This is a genomic window from Shinella sp. GW835-FHT14H05, assembly GCF_058793575.1.
In genome coordinates this window covers 532,752-551,726 of the sequence record NZ_JBXAFY010000002.1, presented here as the reverse complement: position 1 = coordinate 551,726, position 18,975 = coordinate 532,752, and the positions used below count along the sequence as shown (strand labels likewise).

16 protein-coding genes are annotated in these 18,975 nt (G+C 64.3%); 9 read left to right on the top strand and 7 right to left on the bottom strand.

Features of this window, described 5'->3' with window-relative positions; translation table 11 throughout:
* The first annotated feature begins 4 nt into the window (after nt 1-4).
* Both AC1Q6Z_RS09995 and ggt read left to right on the top strand, forming a co-directional pair.
* Entirely contained in the window at nt 5-679 is a 675-nt protein-coding gene (locus AC1Q6Z_RS09995) for a GntR family transcriptional regulator (protein WP_492647651.1), read from the top strand.
* 32 nt (nt 680-711) lie between these two features.
* A complete protein-coding gene (ggt, locus tag AC1Q6Z_RS09990; protein ID WP_492647650.1) occupies nt 712-2,304 on the top strand; it encodes a gamma-glutamyltransferase in 1,593 nt (530 codons plus the stop codon).
* A gap of 47 nt (nt 2,305-2,351) precedes the next feature.
* On the opposite strand, the gene AC1Q6Z_RS09985 is transcribed toward ggt, so the two are convergent.
* Both AC1Q6Z_RS09985 and AC1Q6Z_RS09980 read right to left on the bottom strand, forming a co-directional pair.
* Nucleotides 2,352-3,206 (bottom strand): alpha/beta fold hydrolase, encoded by an 855-nt coding sequence (locus AC1Q6Z_RS09985; RefSeq protein WP_492647649.1) that lies wholly within the window; start codon nt 3,204-3,206, stop codon nt 2,352-2,354.
* 48 nt (nt 3,207-3,254) lie between these two features.
* A complete protein-coding gene (locus AC1Q6Z_RS09980) occupies nt 3,255-3,869 on the bottom strand; it encodes a pyridoxamine 5'-phosphate oxidase family protein (RefSeq protein WP_492647854.1) in 615 nt (204 codons plus the stop codon).
* Between the two features lie 105 nt (nt 3,870-3,974).
* Between AC1Q6Z_RS09980 and AC1Q6Z_RS09975 the strand changes: the two genes are divergently transcribed.
* A complete protein-coding gene (locus AC1Q6Z_RS09975) occupies nt 3,975-4,898 on the top strand; it encodes a LysR substrate-binding domain-containing protein (protein WP_492647648.1) in 924 nt (307 codons plus the stop codon).
* On the opposite strand, the gene AC1Q6Z_RS09970 is transcribed toward AC1Q6Z_RS09975, so the two are convergent.
* From AC1Q6Z_RS09970 to AC1Q6Z_RS09950, 5 genes are all read right to left on the bottom strand, one after another.
* The gene (locus AC1Q6Z_RS09970; protein WP_492647647.1) at nt 4,899-6,113 is read right to left on the bottom strand and encodes an adenylate/guanylate cyclase domain-containing protein; all 1,215 of its coding nucleotides are present in this window, start codon (nt 6,111-6,113) and stop codon (nt 4,899-4,901) included.
* Nucleotides 6,114-6,238: 125 nt separating this feature from the next.
* Nucleotides 6,239-6,640, bottom strand: coding sequence for a methylmalonyl-CoA epimerase (gene mce, locus AC1Q6Z_RS09965; protein WP_492647646.1), 402 nt, complete (start codon nt 6,638-6,640; stop codon nt 6,239-6,241).
* Nucleotides 6,641-6,649: 9 nt separating this feature from the next.
* On the bottom strand, nt 6,650-8,776 hold the full coding sequence (scpA, locus tag AC1Q6Z_RS09960) for a methylmalonyl-CoA mutase (RefSeq protein ID WP_492647853.1): 2,127 nt from the start codon (nt 8,774-8,776) through the stop codon (nt 6,650-6,652).
* Entirely contained in the window at nt 8,776-10,779 is a 2,004-nt protein-coding gene (locus AC1Q6Z_RS09955; protein ID WP_492647645.1) for an acetyl-CoA carboxylase biotin carboxylase subunit, read from the bottom strand. The genes scpA and AC1Q6Z_RS09955 overlap by 1 nt, the downstream gene beginning before the upstream one ends.
* 113 nt (nt 10,780-10,892) lie before the next feature.
* Nucleotides 10,893-12,425: an acyl-CoA carboxylase subunit beta gene (locus AC1Q6Z_RS09950; protein WP_435264583.1), complete on the bottom strand. Its 1,533-nt coding sequence runs from the start codon at nt 12,423-12,425 to the stop codon at nt 10,893-10,895.
* 126 nt (nt 12,426-12,551) lie between these two features.
* On the opposite strand from AC1Q6Z_RS09950, the gene AC1Q6Z_RS09945 reads away from it, so the two are divergent.
* From AC1Q6Z_RS09945 to AC1Q6Z_RS09920, 6 genes are all read left to right on the top strand, one after another.
* The gene (locus tag AC1Q6Z_RS09945; RefSeq protein WP_492647644.1) at nt 12,552-13,988 is read left to right on the top strand and encodes a helix-turn-helix domain-containing protein; all 1,437 of its coding nucleotides are present in this window, start codon (nt 12,552-12,554) and stop codon (nt 13,986-13,988) included.
* A gap of 40 nt (nt 13,989-14,028) precedes the next feature.
* The gene (locus AC1Q6Z_RS09940; RefSeq protein ID WP_492647643.1) at nt 14,029-14,694 is read left to right on the top strand and encodes a DUF2161 domain-containing phosphodiesterase; all 666 of its coding nucleotides are present in this window, start codon (nt 14,029-14,031) and stop codon (nt 14,692-14,694) included.
* A 108-nt stretch (nt 14,695-14,802) separates the two neighbouring features.
* A complete protein-coding gene (locus AC1Q6Z_RS09935; RefSeq protein ID WP_492647642.1) occupies nt 14,803-15,870 on the top strand; it encodes an ABC transporter substrate-binding protein in 1,068 nt (355 codons plus the stop codon).
* On the top strand, nt 15,851-16,933 hold the full coding sequence (locus AC1Q6Z_RS09930) for a FecCD family ABC transporter permease (protein WP_492647641.1): 1,083 nt from the start codon (nt 15,851-15,853) through the stop codon (nt 16,931-16,933). The genes AC1Q6Z_RS09935 and AC1Q6Z_RS09930 overlap by 20 nt, the downstream gene beginning before the upstream one ends.
* On the top strand, nt 16,926-17,684 hold the full coding sequence (locus AC1Q6Z_RS09925) for an ABC transporter ATP-binding protein (protein WP_439622988.1): 759 nt from the start codon (nt 16,926-16,928) through the stop codon (nt 17,682-17,684). The genes AC1Q6Z_RS09930 and AC1Q6Z_RS09925 overlap by 8 nt, the downstream gene beginning before the upstream one ends.
* Nucleotides 17,677-18,969, top strand: a complete 1,293-nt coding sequence (locus AC1Q6Z_RS09920; RefSeq protein ID WP_492647640.1) for a hypothetical protein — start codon at nt 17,677-17,679, stop codon at nt 18,967-18,969. The genes AC1Q6Z_RS09925 and AC1Q6Z_RS09920 overlap by 8 nt, the downstream gene beginning before the upstream one ends.
* The last annotated feature ends 6 nt before the right edge of the window (nt 18,970-18,975 follow it).

The following is an 18,975-nucleotide window of genomic DNA, read 5'->3' as shown; positions in this document are numbered from 1 at the left end:
TGCCATGTCCGCAGGTTTCTCCAGCCAGCCGAATTCCGCCGCGACAGCGGAGGAGGAAGCCTATCGCCATATCCAGCAGGCGCTGCGTCTCGGCCGGTACAAGGCGGGCGAACGGCTGATCCCAGAGGATATCGCCGCCGAGATCGGCATGAGCCGCATGCCGGTTCGCGAAGCCTTTCGGCGGCTCGCCTCGGATGGTCTCGTGGTGTTGCGCCCCAACCGCGGCTGCATCGTCGCGGGCCTCACGCTCGATGAACTGTACGAGGCCTTCGAGATGCGCTCCGTGCTGGAAGGGCTTGCGGTGCGCCTCGCGGTTCCCCGCATCGACGAGGACGTGCTGGACGAACTTGAGCGGTTGCTCGCGCGCATGGAACGCGCCGGGCAGAGCGGCAGCAGCGACTGGGTCGTGCGCCACCAGGAGTTTCACGGCCGGATCTATGCGCTGAGCGGCCGGCCGAAACTTATCCACCAGATCTCGGCGCTGCATGTGGTCATCGAGCCCTACATGCGCATCTGGTTCGACTATGTCGACAAGCCGCTCTCCGCATTGGAGGAGCATGCGGCGCTGATCGCGGCGCTGCGTTCGGGCGATGCGCGCCACGCCGAGCAGGTGATGCAGGACCACATTCTCGGCACGGCACTCCTGCTGGCCGATTTCGCGACCCCGAGCCGGCGCTGACACCGGCCGCTGGCTACGAAGAGAGGAACAGCATGCGCAACTTCGAGAAGCCGACACGATCCGTCGCCGTGTCCCGCCAGGCGATGGCGGCGACATCGCATCCGTCCGCGACGCTGACGGCCTTGCAGATCATGGAGGCCGGCGGCAATGCCATGGACGCGGCCATCGCGGCGTCCGCCGTGCAATGCGCCGTCGAGCCGGGTTCGACCGGCATCGGCGGCGACTGTTTCGTGCTTTTCGCGCCGAAGGGCTCCGACAGGGTCGTCGCATATAACGGCTCCGGCCGCACGCCGGCGGCGCTGACGCTCGACTGGTTCACCGAGCGCGGCCTGACCGAAGTGCCCCGCCAGTCGCCGGCCGCGGTGACCGTTCCCGGCGCGATCGACGCCTGGGTGCAACTCCATGCCGATCATGGCCGACTTCCGTTTGCCGATGTCCTGGCCCCGACAATCCGCTTTGCCGCGGAAGGCTATGCGATCACGCCGCGGGTGCATCGCGATTGGTCGCTGGAGGAGGGGCTGCTGGCGGCCGATCCGACCGCCGCACGCATCTTCCTGCCCGCCGGTCGCGCGCCGAAAATCGGCGAGGTCCACCGCCAGCCGGAACTCGCCGAAACGTTGAGGGGGATCGCGGTCGATGGTCGCGACGGCTTCTACACCGGCCCCGTCGCGGAAGACATGGTCTCCCATCTCCGTTCGCTCGGCGGGCTGCACACGATGGAGGATTTTGCGACGGCGCGCGGGGCCTATGTCACGCCAGTCACCACGAACTTTCGCGGGTACACGATCCATGAATGCCCGCCGAACGGCCAGGGCATCGTCGCGCTCCTGATCCTCAACATCCTGAGCCGTTTCGAGGCGAAGGGCGATCCGCAATCGCCCGACCGGCTGCATGTCGAGATCGAGGCGACGCGGCTCGCCTATGCCGCACGCGACGTCTGGCTTGCCGATCCGGACAAGGCGGACGTGCCGGTGGAGGAGTTCCTGTCGGATGCGCTCGCCGACCGGCTGGCCGGCATGATCGACCTGCGTCGGGCGCTCACCGACCTCCCGCCCTTCGACATGCCGCTCCATTGCGACACGGTCTATATTTCCGTGGTGGACCGCGATCGCAACGCCGTCAGCTTCATCAACTCGGTCTTCGATAGTTTCGGCACGGGTCTGGTCGCGCCGCGCTCGGGGGTGGTCCTGCACAATCGCGGCCAGAGTTTTTCGCTGAAACCCGGCCATCTGAACGTGGTGGCGCCGCTGAAGCGGCCGCTGCACACGATCATCCCCGGCATGGTCACGCGCGCCGGCAGGGTCGAGATGCCCTTCGGCGTGATGGGCGGCTACTACCAGGCGATGGGCCATGCGCACCTGATTTCCAAGGTGTTCGACTACGGCATGGATCTGCAGGAGGCGATCGACCTGCCGCGCTTGATCCCGAAATCCGACGGCACGCAGGTCGAAGCCGAACATACGCTGCCGGCGGCGACCGCCGACGAACTCTGCCGGCGCGGCTTCGCGATCGTCCCGGCGGAGGACCCCATCGGCGGCGCGCAGGCGATCCGCATCGACTGGGAGAACGGAACGCTGACCGGCGGGTCCGAATCGCGCAAGGACGGCATCGCGCTCGGCCTTTGATGGGCAACGAGCGCCGGCCGGAAGATCGGCCGGCGCTCGCCGCTGTCTCAAGCCTTGAGAAAGCCCCTGATAGCGTCCGCAATCTCGTTGGCATGGGTTTCAAGCGCGAAGTGGCCCGTATCGAGGAACTGGACCTGGGCGTTCGGAAGATCGCGCTTGTAGGCTTCCGCACCGGGCGGCAGGAAGAAGGGGTCCTTGTCTCCCCAGATCGCCAGAAGCTTGGGCTGATGTTCCCGGAAATAGGCCTGGAAGGCAGGGTAGAGGGCGACGTTGCTGGCATAGTCCAGCATCAAGTCGAGCTGGATCTCATCGGCCTCCGGGCGCTGCAAGTAGAAGAGGTCGAGCGCGATGCCGTCGGGCGAGACCTGTGCGGGATTGGACACGCCGTGTTCGTATTGCCAGCGAATGGCGTCCTCGCCCAGCATGCCCCGCAGCGCCTCGCGGTTTTCCGGCGTCGGCGCGCGCCAGTAGCGTTCGATCGGGTTCCACCCGTCGCTCAGCCCTTCCGTATAGGCGTTGCCGTTCTGGGTAATGATGGCCGTTATGCGCTCCGGATGGGCCATCGCCAGGCGCAAGCCGGTCGGCGCGCCGTAGTCGAAGACATAGACGGCAAACTTTTCGAGGCCGACGACCTCGGTGAAGCGGCCGATGACATTGGCGAGATTGTCGAACGTATAGGTGAACTGGTCGCGCGAGGGGAGTGCCGAGCGGCCGAAGCCCGGAAGATCCGGCGCCACGAGATGGAAATCCTTCGCCAGCAGCGGGATGAGATCGCGGAACATGTGGCCGGATGTCGGAAAGCCGTGCAGCAGCAGGAGAGACGGCTTCGCCGGATCGCCGGCCTCGCGGTAGAAGATATCGAAGCCGTCGACATCGACGCTGCGGTAGGTGGGATGTGTCATGGTCGTGCTCCAGTAGGGTGATTTCGGTGGAGATGAAGCCGGCGCAATTCAGCCGGACCGGGCTTTCAGGTCGGCATTTTCCGTTTCCAGTTGTGCGAGACGATCGCGCAGCGGCTGGACTGCCTTGGCGATCTCGTCTTCGGTAAACCGCGGAACGATGTGCTGCGGGCAGTTCCAGTCGAAGGCTTCGAGCCGGAGACGGAAGATGCGCTCGAGCTTCGCCCTGTACGGGCCATCCGTGACCAGCTCGGTCAACGATGGGTCCTCGTCGAGCTCCAGCCTTTCGACGTGGGCATAGATCTTCAGGCGCGCCCGTCTCGGATAATCCATCAGGAAGAGGCAGGCGCGGTCGTTGGCCGCGAAGTTCCCGGTGCTGATGTACTGCCGGTTGCCGCGATAGTCCGCGAAGGCCAGGGTCCGGTCATCGATCACCTTGAGGAAGCCGCGCGGGCCGCCGCGGTGCTGGACATAGGGCCAGCCGGTCTCCGACACGGAAGCGATGTAGGCGCTGTCACGCTCGGCGATGAAGGCTTTTTCGTTTGCGCTGAACCGGTCGAATTCCCGATGCCCGCGAAAGTCTGACCAGATGCCATCGGCTCCCATTTCGGCCTGCACCGCGCGCACGCTCGGCGTCACTGCAATGTCCATAAATCCGTAGCCCATGGTCCCGCTCCGAGGATTGACTTCGATCACGTCAATTTAGTCATTTCGGTTTTTGGGATAATCGGCTATTTCTGGTTATAACCTGACCAGAATATGGGAATATGGATGGATCGTCTCGGTGCCATGTCCCTGCTGATCGACGTCGTCGACAGCGGCAGCTTCTCGGCGGCGGCAAGGCGGCTCGGCGTGCCGCTGACGACCGTCGCCAGAAAGATTTCCGACCTTGAGGCGGCCTTGGGCGCAAAACTCCTGGTCCGCACCACGCGCAAGTTGAGCCTGACCGATGCCGGGGTCACCTACCTTGCAGCGGCCCGGCGGATCATCGATCAGGTGGATGAAGCGGAGCGCGAGGTCTCGGGCGAATTTACCTCGCCCAAAGGCGAGCTCGTCATCACCACGCCGGTCCAGTTCGGCCAGCTTCATGTCCTGCCGATCGTGGCCGACTTCCTCGACCTGTTTCCCAACATCAACATCCGGCTGCTGCTGCTCGATCGAAACGTCCAGCTCGTGGAGGATCACGTCGACATGGCGGTGCGCATCGGCAGGCTTCCCGACAGCACGATGATCGCGACGACGGTCGGCTCGATGCGCACGGTCATCTGCGCGAGCCCGGAGCTGCTGGCCGTCCATGGCATGCCGCAAACGGTGGCCGCGTTGCAGGAGATGCCCTGCATCGTGCTCGATGGCCCAGGCTCCTCCGCCAACTGGCGGCTCACCGATCCGCAGACGAAGACAGCCACGCTGGTCGCAATGGCGCCGCGCCTTTCGGTCACGACCGTCGAGGCTGCCATTCGCGCAGCACTCCTCCATGTCGGCACCATACGGCTGTTCCACTATCAGGTCGCGGATGCCGTCAAGGCCGGCAGTCTGCGGATCGTTTTCGAGCTGTTCGAGCCGGAACCGGCGCCGGTGAACGTGGTGCATGTGGCGCGCGGCCAGATGCCGCTGAAAATGCGCAGCTTCTTGGATTTCGCCTTGCCGCGGCTGAGGCGCCGCTTGCTGGAATTCCAGGGCGCCAATGCCGACTAGTCAGGCTTGCAGCCGCCGTGGGGCGTGCAGCCGCCTTTTGCGCGTAACGCCTTTCAGGCGGAACTTGCCGAGATCTTCGAACGTCTCGCTTTCCGGCCTGGAAAGCAGGGCAAACAGGTCGTCTGAGATCAGCAGCGGACGATCGACCTTTCGGGTGGCGGCGACGATGCGGGAGGCTTCGTTGACCGCCGGCCCGATGACGGTGAAATCCAGCCGTTCGTCGCTGCCGATATTGCCGTAGAACACCTCGCCGACATGGAGCCCGACATGGACGGTCGTGGTGGCGAGCCCGGCGGCCTGCCGTGTCGCGTTGAGCGCGTCTATGCGCTCTGCGAGGTCGTGCCAGGCCTTGAGGCTCGCGGCTGCGGCTTCCTGCGGATCGGCGTGATTGAAGATGGCCAGCGTACCGTCGCCGATCAACTTGAGGACATCGCCGCCCGCCCCATGCACGGCGGAAATGACCGCCTCGGCATAGTCGCCCAGCATGGCGATCAGTTCGTTGCCGGGCACGCTTTCCGACAGCGATGTGTAATTCCGCATGTCCGAGAACCAGAGCACGGCGTGGATGCTATCGACCTTGCCCCGCTCGATGCGTCCCGTGAGCACGCGCCTCGCCGCATCGCGCCCCAGGTAAACTTCGGCAAGCGAGCCGGTGATCTGGCGAAGTGCTGTGGATTTCACGGCAAGCACCAAAGCCGGCACAACGCGCCGCAGACATGCGAGATTTTCTTCGCTGAAGCCGTCTGGCCGTTTTGTCGACCATCGCGAAAACAGGCCGTCGATCTCACCGATCGAGGCCGTGGTTCCCAGCCTGTGGAGCTGGACGAAATAATCGGTGTGGCCCGCCTCCCGCATGTCGTCCAGCACGGGGAACGTATAGTTCCCGTAGTTGGAGAGCAGCACGCGCACTTCATCGAGCCCGTTTTCCAGGAGATGATGGAAGGGGCTGTCGAGCCATTGCTGTTCGTAGCGTGTCGCCTCCAGCCGCAGAAAATCCCGCCGCCCGGCATTAGCCTCTTCCTTGATATCCCAGAAATAACCTTGGGATTCGAGAACGGGATGGAGCGTATCGATGAAAATCACTGCCTGTTCGAGCTCGATGCCTAGCAAACGGAGGCGGCGGCAGAAGCCCGCGAGCAGCTCGGCCGGGTCCGTCCCGTCCAGCCCCTGCTGCACGAGCCAGTCCACGATGTTGCCGATCTCTTGCTGATCCAAGGAAACACTCCGAAGGTGAGAGCCAGGCGCGAAGCGCCCGTCAAGCAAGATCGATAAAGGCGCGCGGCGCCGCAGGCAATCGCCTGAGGCGCCGATTGTAAAGATAGAGCCTTTGCTGCTCGAACCTAGCTTTCTTCGAATTCGACGAGCGCGCCGTGAAAATCCTTCGGATGAGCGAAGAGCACGGGCTTGCCGTGAGCGCCGATCTTGGGCGTGCCGTCACCGAGGATGCGTGCGCCGGTGGCGCGGACGGCCTCGGCTGCGGCGCCGATATCCGCCACCTCGAAGCAGAGGTGATGGATGCCGCCGGCCGGGTTCTTCTCCAGGAAAGCGGCGATCGGCGAGGCCTCGCCCAGAGGGTGGAGCAATTCGATCTTGGTGTTGGGCAGTTCCACGAAGACGATGGTGACGCCATGTTCGGGCAGGTCCTGGGGCGGGGAGACCTTCGCCCCCAGCTGGGCGTAGCGGTCGGCGGCGGCCGCAAGGTCGGGAACGGCGATGGCGACGTGGTTGAGCGCTCCGAGCATGGCTCTCTCCTATTGGTTCCGGATGCGGCCCTCGACGAGGTCGAGCACGGCATTGGCTGCGTCGAGCACGTTGGTGCCGGGGCCGAACACGGCCGACACACCATGCTCTAGCAGGAAGTCGTAGTCCTGGCGCGGGATGACGCCGCCGACGACCACGACGACGTTCTGCGCCCCGCGCTCGCGCAAAGCCGCGACCAGCGCCGGCGCAAGCGTCTTGTGCCCGGCGGCGAGCGAGGACATGCCGACGACCTGCACCTTCGCGCCGACGGCAAGGTCGGCTGCCTCCTCCGGCGTCTGGAAGAGCGGCCCCATCAGCACATCGAAGCCGAGGTCGCCGAAGGCCGAAGCGATCACCTTCGCCCCGCGGTCATGCCCGTCCTGGCCGAGTTTCGCCACCATGATCTTCGGCCTGGCGCCGTGCGCGGCAATACGCCCGGCAAGCGTCCTGTATTCGGGGTCGTCGCCATAGGCGGGACCGTAGATGTCGCCGACCACGTCGGGCACGGCGGCGTGGTCGCCGAAGGCGCGGCGCATGGCATCGGAAATCTCGCCCACCGTTGCGCGCGCCCGCGCCGCGGCAACGGCCGCTTCCAGAAGGTTGCCTTCTCCGGTTTTCGCGGCCGCTTCCAGTGCCCCGAGCGCTGCGGCCACGGCCGCGCTGTCGCGCCGACGGCGAATGTCCTCCAGCCGTCTGATCTGCGAGGCGCGTACGGCGCTGTTGTCGATCTCCAGAATGTCGATCGGCGGTTCGTCCTCCAGCCGGTATTTGTTGACGCCGACGATCACCTCGTCGCCCCGGTCTACGGCGGCCTGCCGACGGGTCGCGGCCTCCTCGATCAGGCGTTTCGGCAGGCCCTCGATCACGGCCTTCGTCATGCCGCCCATGGCCTCCACCTCTTCGATCAGCGCCCAGGCCTTTTCGGCAAGCTCGTGGGTGAGGCTTTCGACATAGTAGGAGCCGGCCAGCGGATCGACCACCTTTGTGACACCCGTCTCGTGCTGGAGGATGAGCTGGGTGTTGCGGGCGATGCGGGCGGAAAACTCCGTCGGCAGCGCAATCGCCTCGTCGAAGGAATTGGTGTGCAGCGACTGCGTGCCGCCGAGCACGGCCGACATCGCCTCGAAGGCGGTGCGCACGATGTTGTTATAGGGATCCTGCTCCTGCAAAGAGACGCCGGAGGTCTGGCAATGGGTGCGAAGCATGCGCGAGGATGCCTTCTTCGGCTGGAACTCGTCCATGACGCGGTCCCAGAGCAGGCGGGCGGCGCGCAGCTTGGCCGCCTCCATGAAGAAGTTCATGCCGATCGCGAAGAAGAAGGAGAGGCGGCCGGCGAACTCGTCGACGGAAAGCCCCTTGGCGATGGCGGCGCGGACATATTCGCGTCCGTCGGCGATGGTGAAGGCAAGCTCCTGCACCAGCGTCGCGCCCGCCTCCTGCATGTGGTAGCCGGAGATCGAGATCGAGTTGAACTTCGGCATTTCCCGCGCCGTATAGTCGATGATGTCGGCGATGATCCGCATCGAGGGCTTTGGCGGGTAGATGTAGGTGTTGCGGACCATGAACTCCTTGAGGATATCGTTCTGGATGGTGCCGGACAGATTTTCGCGCGCCACACCCTGTTCTTCCCCGGCGACGATGAAACTCGCGAGGATCGGGATCACCGCGCCGTTCATCGTCATTGACACGGAAATCTTCTCCAGCGGAATGTTGGCGAAGAGGATCTTCATGTCCTCCACGCTGTCGATGGCGACGCCCGCCTTGCCGACATCGCCGACGACGCGCGGGTGGTCGCTGTCATAGCCGCGGTGGGTGGCAAGGTCGAAGGCGACGGAGACGCCCTGCTGGCCGGCGGCGAGCGCCTTGCGGTAGAAGGCGTTGGAGGCCTCTGCCGTCGAGAAGCCGGCATATTGCCGGATCGTCCAGGGCCGGCCGGCATACATGGTGGCGCGCGGGCCGCGCACAAAGGGCGCAAAGCCCGGCACGGAGCCGAGATGGCCGGTGCCGGTGAGGTCGTCCTGCGTATAGACGGGCTTGACCGCGATGCCCTCGGGCGTCTGCCAGGTCAGCGTGTCGGGCGAGGCGCGCAGTTCCCTTTCCGCCAGAGCTTCCCAGTCCGCAAAAGTCTTGCCGGCCATCATTCGAACTCCAGGATCGTTTCGTCCACGGCAAGGCTTTGCCCGATCGTGACGGCGATGCGCCTGACCGTGCCGCGGCGCTCGGCCTTCATCGCGTTTTCCATCTTCATCGCCTCGATGGTGGCGAGCGTCTGTCCGGCCTCGACTGTTTCGCCTTCCGCGACGAGAAGCATGGTTATGACGCCGGGCATCGGGCAGAGCAACAGCTTCGACGTATCGGGCGGCAGTTTCTGCGGCATCAGCCGGGCGAGTGCGGCCACGCGGGGTTCCCGCACATGCGCCGTCACGTCCATGCCGCGCCAGCGCAGGCGGATCGCCGAGCCGACGAGGTCCACCTTCACGCCCATGCGCGTGCCGGCCACAGTAAAGATCGCGTGGCGGCGGCCGGGCGTCCAGTTGCCCGCAACGCCCAGCGTCTCGCCGTCGTCGAAATGCACGGCAAGACCGTCCTGGCCGATTTCCAGCGTCAGCGCATGCTCGCCGCCGGCAAGGCTTGCGACCCATTCGCGCCCGACGATACGGCGGTGGTTGCCGATCGTGCCGGAAATCTTCGCGGCACGTTCCTGCAAGGCCTGCTGGACGAAGGCGGCTACGGCGGCAAGTTGGCGGGCAGCCGAAGCGTCCGGCGCGACGCCGTGGAAACCATCCGGAAATTCTTCCGCGATGAACGCGGTGGTGAGGCTGCCATCGCGAAAACGCGCGTTGCCCATCACGGCGGAGAGGAAGGGCAGGTTGTGGCCGATGCCTTCCACCTCGAAATCGTCGAGCGCGCGCGCCATGGCATCGATGGCGGAAAGCCGGTCCGGTGCCCAGGTGCAGAGTTTTGCGACCATTGGGTCGTAATACATCGAGATCTCGCCGCCCTCGAAGACGCCGGTGTCGTTGCGTACGACGATGCCATCCGCCTGCCGGCCTTCCATCGGAGGGCGGTAGCGGGTGAGGCGGCCGATCGACGGCAGAAAATTGCGGTAGGGGTCTTCGGCATAGAGGCGGCTTTCTATGGCCCAGCCGTTCAGTTTGACGTCCTCCTGCCCGAAGCTCAGCTTTTCTCCCGCGGCGACGCGGATCATCTGCTCCACGAGGTCGATGCCGGTGATGAGTTCCGTGACCGGATGCTCCACCTGGAGGCGCGTGTTCATTTCGAGGAAGTAGAAATTCCGCGCCCCGTCGACGATGAATTCCACCGTGCCGGCGGAATGATAGTCGACGGCCTTCGCCAGCGCCACGGCCTGCTCGCCCATGGCCTTGCGCGTCGCCGCGTCGAGAAAAGGCGAGGGGGCCTCTTCCACGACCTTCTGGTTGCGCCGCTGGATCGAGCATTCGCGCTCGCCGAGATAGAGCGTGGTGCCCTGTTTGTCGCCGAGCACTTGGATTTCGATATGGCGCGGCTGCGTCACGAACTTCTCGATGAAGATGCGGTCGTCGCCAAACGCGCTCTTCGCCTCGTTCTTGGAGGACTGGAAACCCTCTCGCGCTTCGGCATCGTTCCAGGCGATGCGCATGCCCTTGCCGCCGCCGCCGGCCGACGCCTTGATCATCACGGGATAGCCGATACGAGAGGCGATCGTCACCGCCTCGTCGGCATCCTCGATTAGCCCCATATGGCCGGGCACGGTGCTGACGCCGGCCGCGGCGGCGAGTTTCTTGGAGGTGATCTTGTCACCCATCGCCTGGATCGCGCCCACGGGCGGGCCGATGAAGGCGACGCCTTCTTTTTCCAGCGCCTCGGCAAAAGCGGCATTTTCCGACAGGAAGCCGTAGCCCGGATGCACCGCGTCCGCGCCGGTCTTGCGGATGGCCTCGATGATCCTGTCGATGACGATATAGGACTGGGACGATGGCGCGGGGCCGATATGAACCGCCTCGTCGGCCATGGTGACATGCAGTGCGCCCCGGTCGACGTCGGAATAGACGGCGACAGTGGCGATGCCGAGTTTTCGCGCAGTCTTGATGACCCGGCAGGCGATTTCACCGCGATTGGCGATCAGGATTTTCTTGAACATGCAGTCTCTTACCTATCCGCCCGTCATCCTCGGGCTTGACCCGAGGACCCATCACGGCCGCGGGCATCAGAATGTGGATGCCCGGGTCAAGCCCGGGCATGACGGAGGGGAGGTTATAGCGGAATCGTGTCGTGCTTCTTCCAGCGCGTTTCCACCTGCTTGCCCCGCAGGGAGGCGAAGGCGCGGGCGATGCGGCGGCGCGAGGAATGCGGCATGATCACCTCGTCGATGAAGCCGCGCTCGGCGGCGACGAAGGGGTTGGCGAAGCGTTCCTCATATTCCTTCGTGCGGGTGGCGATCTTTTCCGGGTCGGAAAGCTCCGAGCGGTAGAGGATTTCGGCAGCGCCCTTGGCGCCCATCACCGCGATCTCGGCGGTCGGCCAGGCATAGTTCACGTCCGCGCCGATATGCTTGGAGGCCATCACGTCATAAGCGCCGCCATAGGCTTTTCGCGTGATCAGCGTCACCATCGGCACGGTCGCCTGGCTATAGGCGAAGAGCAGTTTCGCGCCGTGCTTGATGACGCCGCCATATTCCTGGGCGGTGCCCGGCAGGAAGCCCGGCACGTCGACCAGCGTCAGGATCGGGATGTTGAAGGCATCGCAGAAGCGCACGAAACGGGCGGCCTTGCGCGAGGAATCGATGTCGAGGCAGCCGGCCAGAACCATCGGCTGGTTGGCGACGACACCCACCGTCTCGCCCTCGATGCGCACGAAGCCGGTGATGATGTTGCGGGCGAAAGCTTCCTGGATCTCGAAGAAATCGCCCTCGTCGGCGACCGCCGTGATCAGTTCCTTCATGTCGTAGGGCTTGTTGGAACTGTCGGGGACCAGCGTGTCGAGCCGCGCCTCCAGCCGCGCCGGATCGTCGTGGAAGGGGCGCAGCGGCGGCTTCTGGCGGTTGTTGAGCGGCAGGAAATCGAACAGGGCGCGGACCTGCTCCAGCACTTCGATATCGTTTTCATAGGCGCCGTCGGCGACGGAGGATTTTTGCGTGTGGGTGCGCGCGCCGCCCAGTTCCTCGGCGGTGACGATCTCGTTGGTGACGGTCTTCACCACATCCGGACCGGTGACGAACATGTAGGATGAATCGCGCACCATGAAGATGAAATCGGTCATGGCCGGCGAATAGACCGCGCCGCCCGCGCAGGGGCCCATGATGACGGAGATCTGCGGGATGACGCCCGACGCCTCGACATTGCGCTTGAAGACATCCGCATAGCCGGCAAGCGAATCCACACCCTCCTGGATGCGCGCACCGCCCGAATCGTTGAGCCCGATCACCGGCGCGCCGTTGCGCACCGCCATGTCCATGATCTTGCAGATTTTCTGCGCGTGGGTTTCCGACAGCGAGCCGCCGAGCACCGTGAAATCCTGGCTGAACACATAGACCTGCCGGCCATTGATCGTGCCCCAGCCGGTGACGACGCCGTCGCCGGCCACCTTCTGTTCGGCCATGCCGAATTCCACCGCCCGGTGGGTGACGTACATGTCGTATTCCTCGAAAGAACCCTCATCGAGCAGCACGTCCAGGCGCTCGCGCGCCGTCAGCTTGCCCTTGGCATGCTGGGCATCGATGCGGCGTTGGCCGCCGCCGAGCCGCGCCGCCTGCCGGCGGGCTTCGAGTTGGTCGAGAATTGCGTGCATCCGGTCCGTCCATGGAAAGGGTCAACTCGATCCTGCTTAGGGCCGATGCCGGCAAAAATGAACGCTTGATCGGGTGCACATGTAAGCGTTACACATTTTGCAAAGTAAATTTGCAAAGTTGCAAACATGGCTGCGAACAAACTCTATATCGGCCGAAAGGTGCGCGACCTGCGCCAGGCGAACCGCACGACGCAGGCGCAATTCGCCGAGCGCCTCGGCATTTCCGTCTCCTATCTCAACCAGATCGAAAATAACCAGCGTCCGGTTTCGGCGGGCGTTCTGGTGGCGCTCGCGGAAAAATTCCGCATCGACCTCGCCGAGCTCTCCGGCGGAGAGGGCGACCGGCTGGTTTCCGCCCTGTCGGAGACGTTGACGGATACGCTTTTCGACGGCTACACGCCGAGCCTGCAGGAGCTGAAGCTCGTCACCCAAAATGCACCCGGCTTCGCCCACGCGCTGATCGCCGCGCACCGGGCCTACCGCCACAATTCCGAACAGCTCGCCAGCATCAACGACACGCTGGGCCGCAACCTCGCCGCCGTTGAAGCAACGCCCTACGAGGAGGTGCGCGACTTCTTCCACTTCGTCGACAACTATATCGGCGATCTGGATCTACTTGCGGAAGCGCTGGCGGCCGAGATCGGCATCGGCGATGCGGATCCGGGGCCGGTGCTCGCCGGCTATCTCGAACGGCACTATGGCGTGAGGATCGCGCGCGCAACGCAGAACGACGACCTCGTGCGCGCCTATGATCCCGAGGCGCGCCTGCTGACGCTCAATCCCTACCTGCCCGCGCCGACCCGCCATTTCCAGATCGCCCTCCAGATCGCGCAGCTTCATGCGGAGACGGTCGTCGATAGCGTTGCGGCCGGCGCGGGCTTCCGCACGACGGAAGCCTATGAGATCTGTCGCATCGGCCTGCACAATTATTTCGCCGGTGCATTGCTCCTGCCCTATCGCAGGTTCATGGCGGCGGCGCGCGAGGTGCGGCATGACCTTGACCTGCTCGCCGCCCGCTTCGGGGCGAGCCTTGAGCAGGTCTGTCACCGCCTGTCGACGCTTCAGCGGCCCGGCCAGAAAGGCGTTCCGATCTTCTTCGCCCGCATCGACCGGGCGGGCAACATCACCAAGCGCCACAGCGCGACCCGCCTGCAATTCGCCCGCTTCGGCGCGGCCTGTCCGCTGTGGAACGCGCACCAGGCCTTCGAAAGCCCCGGCCGTATCACCCGCCAGCTCGCCGAGACGCCGGATGGCGTACGCTATCTCTGTCTGTCCATGCAGGTCTCGCGTGGCGGGCGCGGATTCCGCCAGCCGCAGCAGCACTATGCGCTGGCCTTGGGGTGCGAGGTCTCCTACGCCGAAAATTTCGTCTATGCCGACGACATGGACCTCACCAATGCGAGCGCCTACGACCCGATCGGCATTTCCTGCCGCATCTGCGAGCGCACCCAATGCGCCAGCCGCGCCGTGCCGCCCCTCAAGGGCCGCCTGGTCATCGAGCACAATGTGCGCCGCACGATCCCGTACTCGATCCGTCCGGTAGGGGATGCGCCGCAGTCCTGACGGTGCTAATGGGCATCGCCGACATGGATTTCAGGCCGACATGGAAACTTCGCTTTACCTCCCGATCAAAACCTTTCTTGAGAATGCCGGTTATACCGTCAAGGGCGAGATCGGGGGCTGCGATCTCGTTGGATTAAGCGAGGGCGATCCGACCGTGGTGGTCATCGGCGAGCTGAAGCTCGTCTTCAATCTCGAACTGATCCTGCAGGCCGTCGACCGCGCCACGATGGCCGATGAGGTGTGGATTGCGGCCCGCATTTCCGCCAAAGGCAGGGGGCGGGAGAGCGACAAGCGGTATCGCGACCTCTGCCGCCGGCTCGGATTTGGCATGCTGGGCGTTTCGGATGCGGGCGAGGTGAGCATCATCGTGAGCTCCGTATCCCCCATGCCCCGCAGCAACCCGAAGCGCCGCACCCGGCTGGTCAAGGAGCATCGCAAGCGCGCGGGCGACCCGGCGCTCGGCGGCTCGACAAAGGTGCCGATCATGACGGCCTATCGCCAGCAGGCGCTCGCCTGCGCCGCCGCCATGGCCGATGGCCCGCAGCGGCCGCGCGATCTCAAGCCGATCGTGCCCACCGCCGGCCAGATCCTGCTCAAAAACTACTATGGCTGGTTCGAGAAGGTCGATAAGGGCATCTACAGGCTCAGCGATGCCGGCGCGCTGGCTGTGGAGAATTCGAGACGGACGACCGAGAGCGCGAAATAGGGGGCCACCGGCCTTCCGCGCGCTGGACAGACAGTAATAACATGACTATCACGCTCATGATATTTTCGTCGCCGCAAGCGAGCCGGCGCCTTATCAGAGGAGTGGTCCATGTCCCGCAGTTCCAAGACGTTTTCCGCACTGGCCTTGTCCCTGGCGCTCTTCCTGCCGGCGGCCGTGCACGCGGAAAGCTCGTTCGTCGATCACCGCGGAAAGACGATCACCTTTGCAAAACCCCCGGAACGGGTCGTCACGATCGTCCGCTCCGCGCCGATCATCTACCGCGCGATCGATGCGAAGGCGGACAGTATTGCCGGCATGAACAAGGATTCACTGGTGCGCTATTTCACCAAGGGCATCTATGCCGAGATGCTGCCGGAAATGGCCAAGATAAACGCCAGCGCCGCCCAGGATGGTTTCGTGCCGAATGTCGAGGCGATCCTCGCGCAGAAGCCGGATGCGGTCATCCAGTGGACCCATGATGAAAAGATCATCGAACCGCTGGAGCGCGTCGGCCTCACCGTGGTCGGCTGGCAATGCTGCACGGAGCAGGACCGCCTCGATTACCTCACGCTCACCGGCTACATGACCGGCCGCAACGACCGCGCACAGGCGATCCTGAAGGCGCAGGCCGATACGTTGAAGACGCTCGACGGCAAGGTCGCCAAGCTCGATGCGGCCGCCCTTCCGACCGTTCTGCACATCGACAAGGTGGCCGATCAGATCCAGGTCATCGCCAACGGTTCGCAGAATCTTGCGCTGAGCGGCGTGAGCAATCCGGCAGCGGACAATACCGGCGAGTGGTGGCGCACCATCGATTTCGAGCAGCTGCTCGTCTGGAACCCCGACCTCATCATCATCCCCGCCTATGCCGACGACCTCAACCCCAAGGATTTCTTCGACAATCCGGTTCTTGCGAGCCTCAAGGCGGTCAAGGAAAAGCGGGTCTACAAGCAGCCGGTCTTCGCCCGCACGCCGGATGCGCCGGAAATCTTCCTGACCTCGGAATGGCTTGCGGCAGTCGCGCACGGTGCGGACTTCGCGCCGGATTTCAAGAAGCAGATCGCCGGCATCTATGAGCTGCTCTACGGCGCCAAGCTGACGGATGAGCAGGTGAAGGCGATCCTCGAATCCGAAAGCAACGCCGCGGCGAACAAATATGCCGAACTCTTCGGCTGAGGCGCCGGCCGGCAAGGTGAGAACCGGCTGGCTTGGCCGGAAACTGGCTTCGGTTTCCATCCTTCCAGCGCTGATCACCCTGCTGGTTGCCGTCGTGCTCTATTCGGTGACGATCGGGCGCTACGACCTGTCGGTGCACGACGTCACCTATATCCTCATCGACAACGTCCATCCGCTGGTCACTCCCTATTGGGACCCGGTGCATGAGGTGGTCGTCGAGCAGGTCCGCCTGCCGCGCATCATGGCGGCCGTCATCATCGGCTTCGGCCTGTCCGTTTCGGGGGCTGCCCTCCAGGGGCTATTCCGCAACCCGCTGGTCGATCCCGGTATCATCGGCGTGACCTCCGGCGCCGGCTTCGGCGGCACGCTGGCGATCCTCATCGGCTGGCAGGGGTATCTCCTGCTGGCCATGGCCTTCCTCTTCGGCATCGGCAGCGTCTTTCTCGTCAAGCTGCTGTCGACGGTGCGGGGCCGCACCAGCATGCTGACGCTGGTTCTGGCGGGCGTCGTCATCTCGGCCTTCTTTTCGGCGGCGATTTCGATTGCCAAGCTGCTGGCCGATCCCTTCCAGAAACTGCCCGCCATCACCTATTGGCTGATGGGCAGCATCGCGTCCAGCAACTATCTGGACGTGCTGCTGGTCGCAGCCGCGGTGGTGCCGTCCGCCATCGCGATCTACCTGCTGCGCTTCCAGATCAACATCATGTCGCTCGGCGAGGAGAAGGCGCGCGCGCTTGGCACGAGGGTCGTGCTGGTGCAATGGATCATCCTGGTCGCTTCGGCGCTCATCTCGGCCGGCGTGGTCGCGACGTCCGGCATTATCGGCTGGGTCGGCCTCGTCATTCCGCATGTCGCCCGCGCGCTTGTCGGGGCGGATCACCAGCGGCTCTTGCCGGTCTCCGGCGTGCTCGGCGCGATCTACCTGCTGATGGTCGACAACCTGGCGCGCACGGTGACGACCGCCGAAATCCCGCTCGGCATCATCACCGCGCTGATCGGCGTTCCGGTCTTTGCAGTGATCCTGCGCCGCCTGCATGCCAAGGGAGGCTGGTCCAGTGATTGAGGCAAGCGACCTCACTGTCGAGCGCGGCGGCAGGATCATCCTTCGGGATTACAGCCTACGCCTGGAGCGCGGCCGGACCCTGGCCGTGCTCGGCGCCAACGGTGTCGGCAAGACCACGCTCATCAATACGCTGATCGGCTTGATAAAACCGAGGTCCGGACGGCTGTCGATCGGCGGACAGGTGGGCTTCGTGCCGCAGCTCTTCGAAGTGCCGTTCTCCTATTCCGCCCTCGATATCGCGCTGATGGGAAGGGCGCGCCATCTCGGCCTGTTCGGCGCGCCCGGCAAGCGGGATTACGAGATCGTGCGACACTATTTCCACATGCTCGGCATCGAGGATTTCGAGCCGCAGACCTTCAATTCGCTGAGCGGCGGCCAGCGCCAGCTGGTGATGATCGCCCAGGCGCTCGCCTCGGAATGTGAGTTGCTGGTGCTTGACGAACCGTGTGCCGCGCTCGACTACAAGAACCAGGACAAGGTCCTGAGCCTGCTCGAACACCTGCGGGACAGCCACGCCATGACGATCGTCTTTTCCACCCATATGCCGCAGCATGCGGTGGAGATTGCCAGCGACGTGCTGCTGATGACCAGCGGCAGCAGCTATGTCTGCGGGCCGACGGCCGATGCGCTCAATGCCGAAAACCTGACGGCGCTCTATGATCTGCCGATCGCGCGGGCGGATTTTTCCGGGCTTGCCAAGCATACCTACGCGCCGGTGTTCCGCCATGAGGGAGTGGTGATCGATGGCTGAAGCGCCCGGCAAACGCATCGCCTATATCCACTGGGGCAATAGCTGGCAGCTCAGGAGCTTCCAGGACTTTCGTTACTATCTCGACGATCTGATCTACATCCACGACCTGCCGAAGGTCGATCTTTCGTCCTATGCGGCGGTGGTCATGCCGGATGCGATGGATGCGGCCGCAGCGCTCCCCCATGCGCAGCAACTGAACGGTTATCTCTACGGCGGCGGGTTTCTTGTCGTGTGCCTCCAGGGTCATGCCGACTGGCTCGACATTCCGGGGCTGGAATGGACGCCCGGCAACTGCCGCGACTGGCTGTGGTGGACGAAGGGTGAAAAGCTGGAGGTCAAGTTCTCCGAGCCGCACCACCCCATCACCCAAAGCATGCCGCTCTCGCATATGAGCTGGCACTGGGGCGGCTCCTACAATGTTCCGGAGGGCGCACGCTCGATACTGGAGATCGACGATGGACGCGGCAGCCTGTTCCTCGACTTTCCATCGCTGCCGGGCGGCGGGCGCCTGCTACTGACGACGCTGGACCCCCACTCGCACAACGGCCAGCGCTTCATGCCGGCGACCACGCGTTTCTTGCAGTCGTTCTATCCCTGGCTGAACCGTGAGCTCGGCATCGAACGGCCCCAGCGCAACCGGTTCACCTATCTGCAATGCTCGCATGTGCCTTCGGAATGGCATCCCGAATGGATCGAGGAAAGCCTGGGGCAGGCGGGTTTCGAGACCCAATTCGCCCCCCTCTACCAGCTCGGTCCCGAATTGCTCGGGGCGACGGACACGCTTTACCTTCCCAGCAGCCATGACGAGTTTTTCCTGAAGAGCCGGGCCGAAGACTTGCTGGCATTTCTGGAGCGCGGCGGAAACCTGATCCTCTGCGCGGAGCCGTGCCAGCCGTGGCTGCCCTTCATGGCGCCGTTCCATGCCGTCCCGCCGCGTCCCTTCACGAACATCAAGGTCCGCTTGCGCGACGATCGCTTCGGCATCTTCTCCGACCTCGGAGAAGGGTTCGACGGATGGCAGGGCGTTTTCGGCCAATATGCCCGCGGCTGGACCGACCCACCGCCTGGAGCGATGTGGCTCACCGACATCGGCCCCGTGCACGACCCGAAACCAGCGGACTGGATCTGGCAATATCCGACGGTAACGGGCAGGGGCGGTTATGTCTTCATGCACAATGGCGACAACATGACCCGCTATCCCGATCACGGTCCGAAAAAGGAAGCGCTGGTCGCCAATATCGCCGTTGCGCTTCGAAAGCTGTCCATGGGCGAGCTGTTGTTCTAGCGGAAA

Bases quoted from the DNA above. Each gene is read 5' to 3' on its own strand.
- AC1Q6Z_RS09995 (WP_492647651.1), top strand. From the start codon at position 5: ATGTCCGCAGGTTTCTCCAGCCAGCCGAATTCCGCCGCGACAGCGGAG.
- ggt (WP_492647650.1), top strand. From the start codon at position 712: ATGCGCAACTTCGAGAAGCCGACACGATCCGTCGCCGTGTCCCGCCAG.
- AC1Q6Z_RS09985 (WP_492647649.1), bottom strand. From the start codon at position 3,206: ATGACACATCCCACCTACCGCAGCGTCGATGTCGACGGCTTCGATATC.
- AC1Q6Z_RS09980 (WP_492647854.1), bottom strand. From the start codon at position 3,869: ATGGGCTACGGATTTATGGACATTGCAGTGACGCCGAGCGTGCGCGCG.
- AC1Q6Z_RS09975 (WP_492647648.1), top strand. From the start codon at position 3,975: ATGGATCGTCTCGGTGCCATGTCCCTGCTGATCGACGTCGTCGACAGC.
- mce (WP_492647646.1), bottom strand. From the start codon at position 6,640: ATGCTCGGAGCGCTCAACCACGTCGCCATCGCCGTTCCCGACCTTGCG.
- scpA (WP_492647853.1), bottom strand. From the start codon at position 8,776: ATGGCCGGCAAGACTTTTGCGGACTGGGAAGCTCTGGCGGAAAGGGAA.
- AC1Q6Z_RS09955 (WP_492647645.1), bottom strand. From the start codon at position 10,779: ATGTTCAAGAAAATCCTGATCGCCAATCGCGGTGAAATCGCCTGCCGG.
- AC1Q6Z_RS09950 (WP_435264583.1), bottom strand. From the start codon at position 12,425: ATGCACGCAATTCTCGACCAACTCGAAGCCCGCCGGCAGGCGGCGCGG.
- AC1Q6Z_RS09945 (WP_492647644.1), top strand. From the start codon at position 12,552: ATGGCTGCGAACAAACTCTATATCGGCCGAAAGGTGCGCGACCTGCGC.
- AC1Q6Z_RS09940 (WP_492647643.1), top strand. From the start codon at position 14,029: ATGGAAACTTCGCTTTACCTCCCGATCAAAACCTTTCTTGAGAATGCC.
- AC1Q6Z_RS09935 (WP_492647642.1), top strand. From the start codon at position 14,803: ATGTCCCGCAGTTCCAAGACGTTTTCCGCACTGGCCTTGTCCCTGGCG.
- AC1Q6Z_RS09930 (WP_492647641.1), top strand. From the start codon at position 15,851: ATGCCGAACTCTTCGGCTGAGGCGCCGGCCGGCAAGGTGAGAACCGGC.
- AC1Q6Z_RS09920 (WP_492647640.1), top strand. From the start codon at position 17,677: ATGGCTGAAGCGCCCGGCAAACGCATCGCCTATATCCACTGGGGCAAT.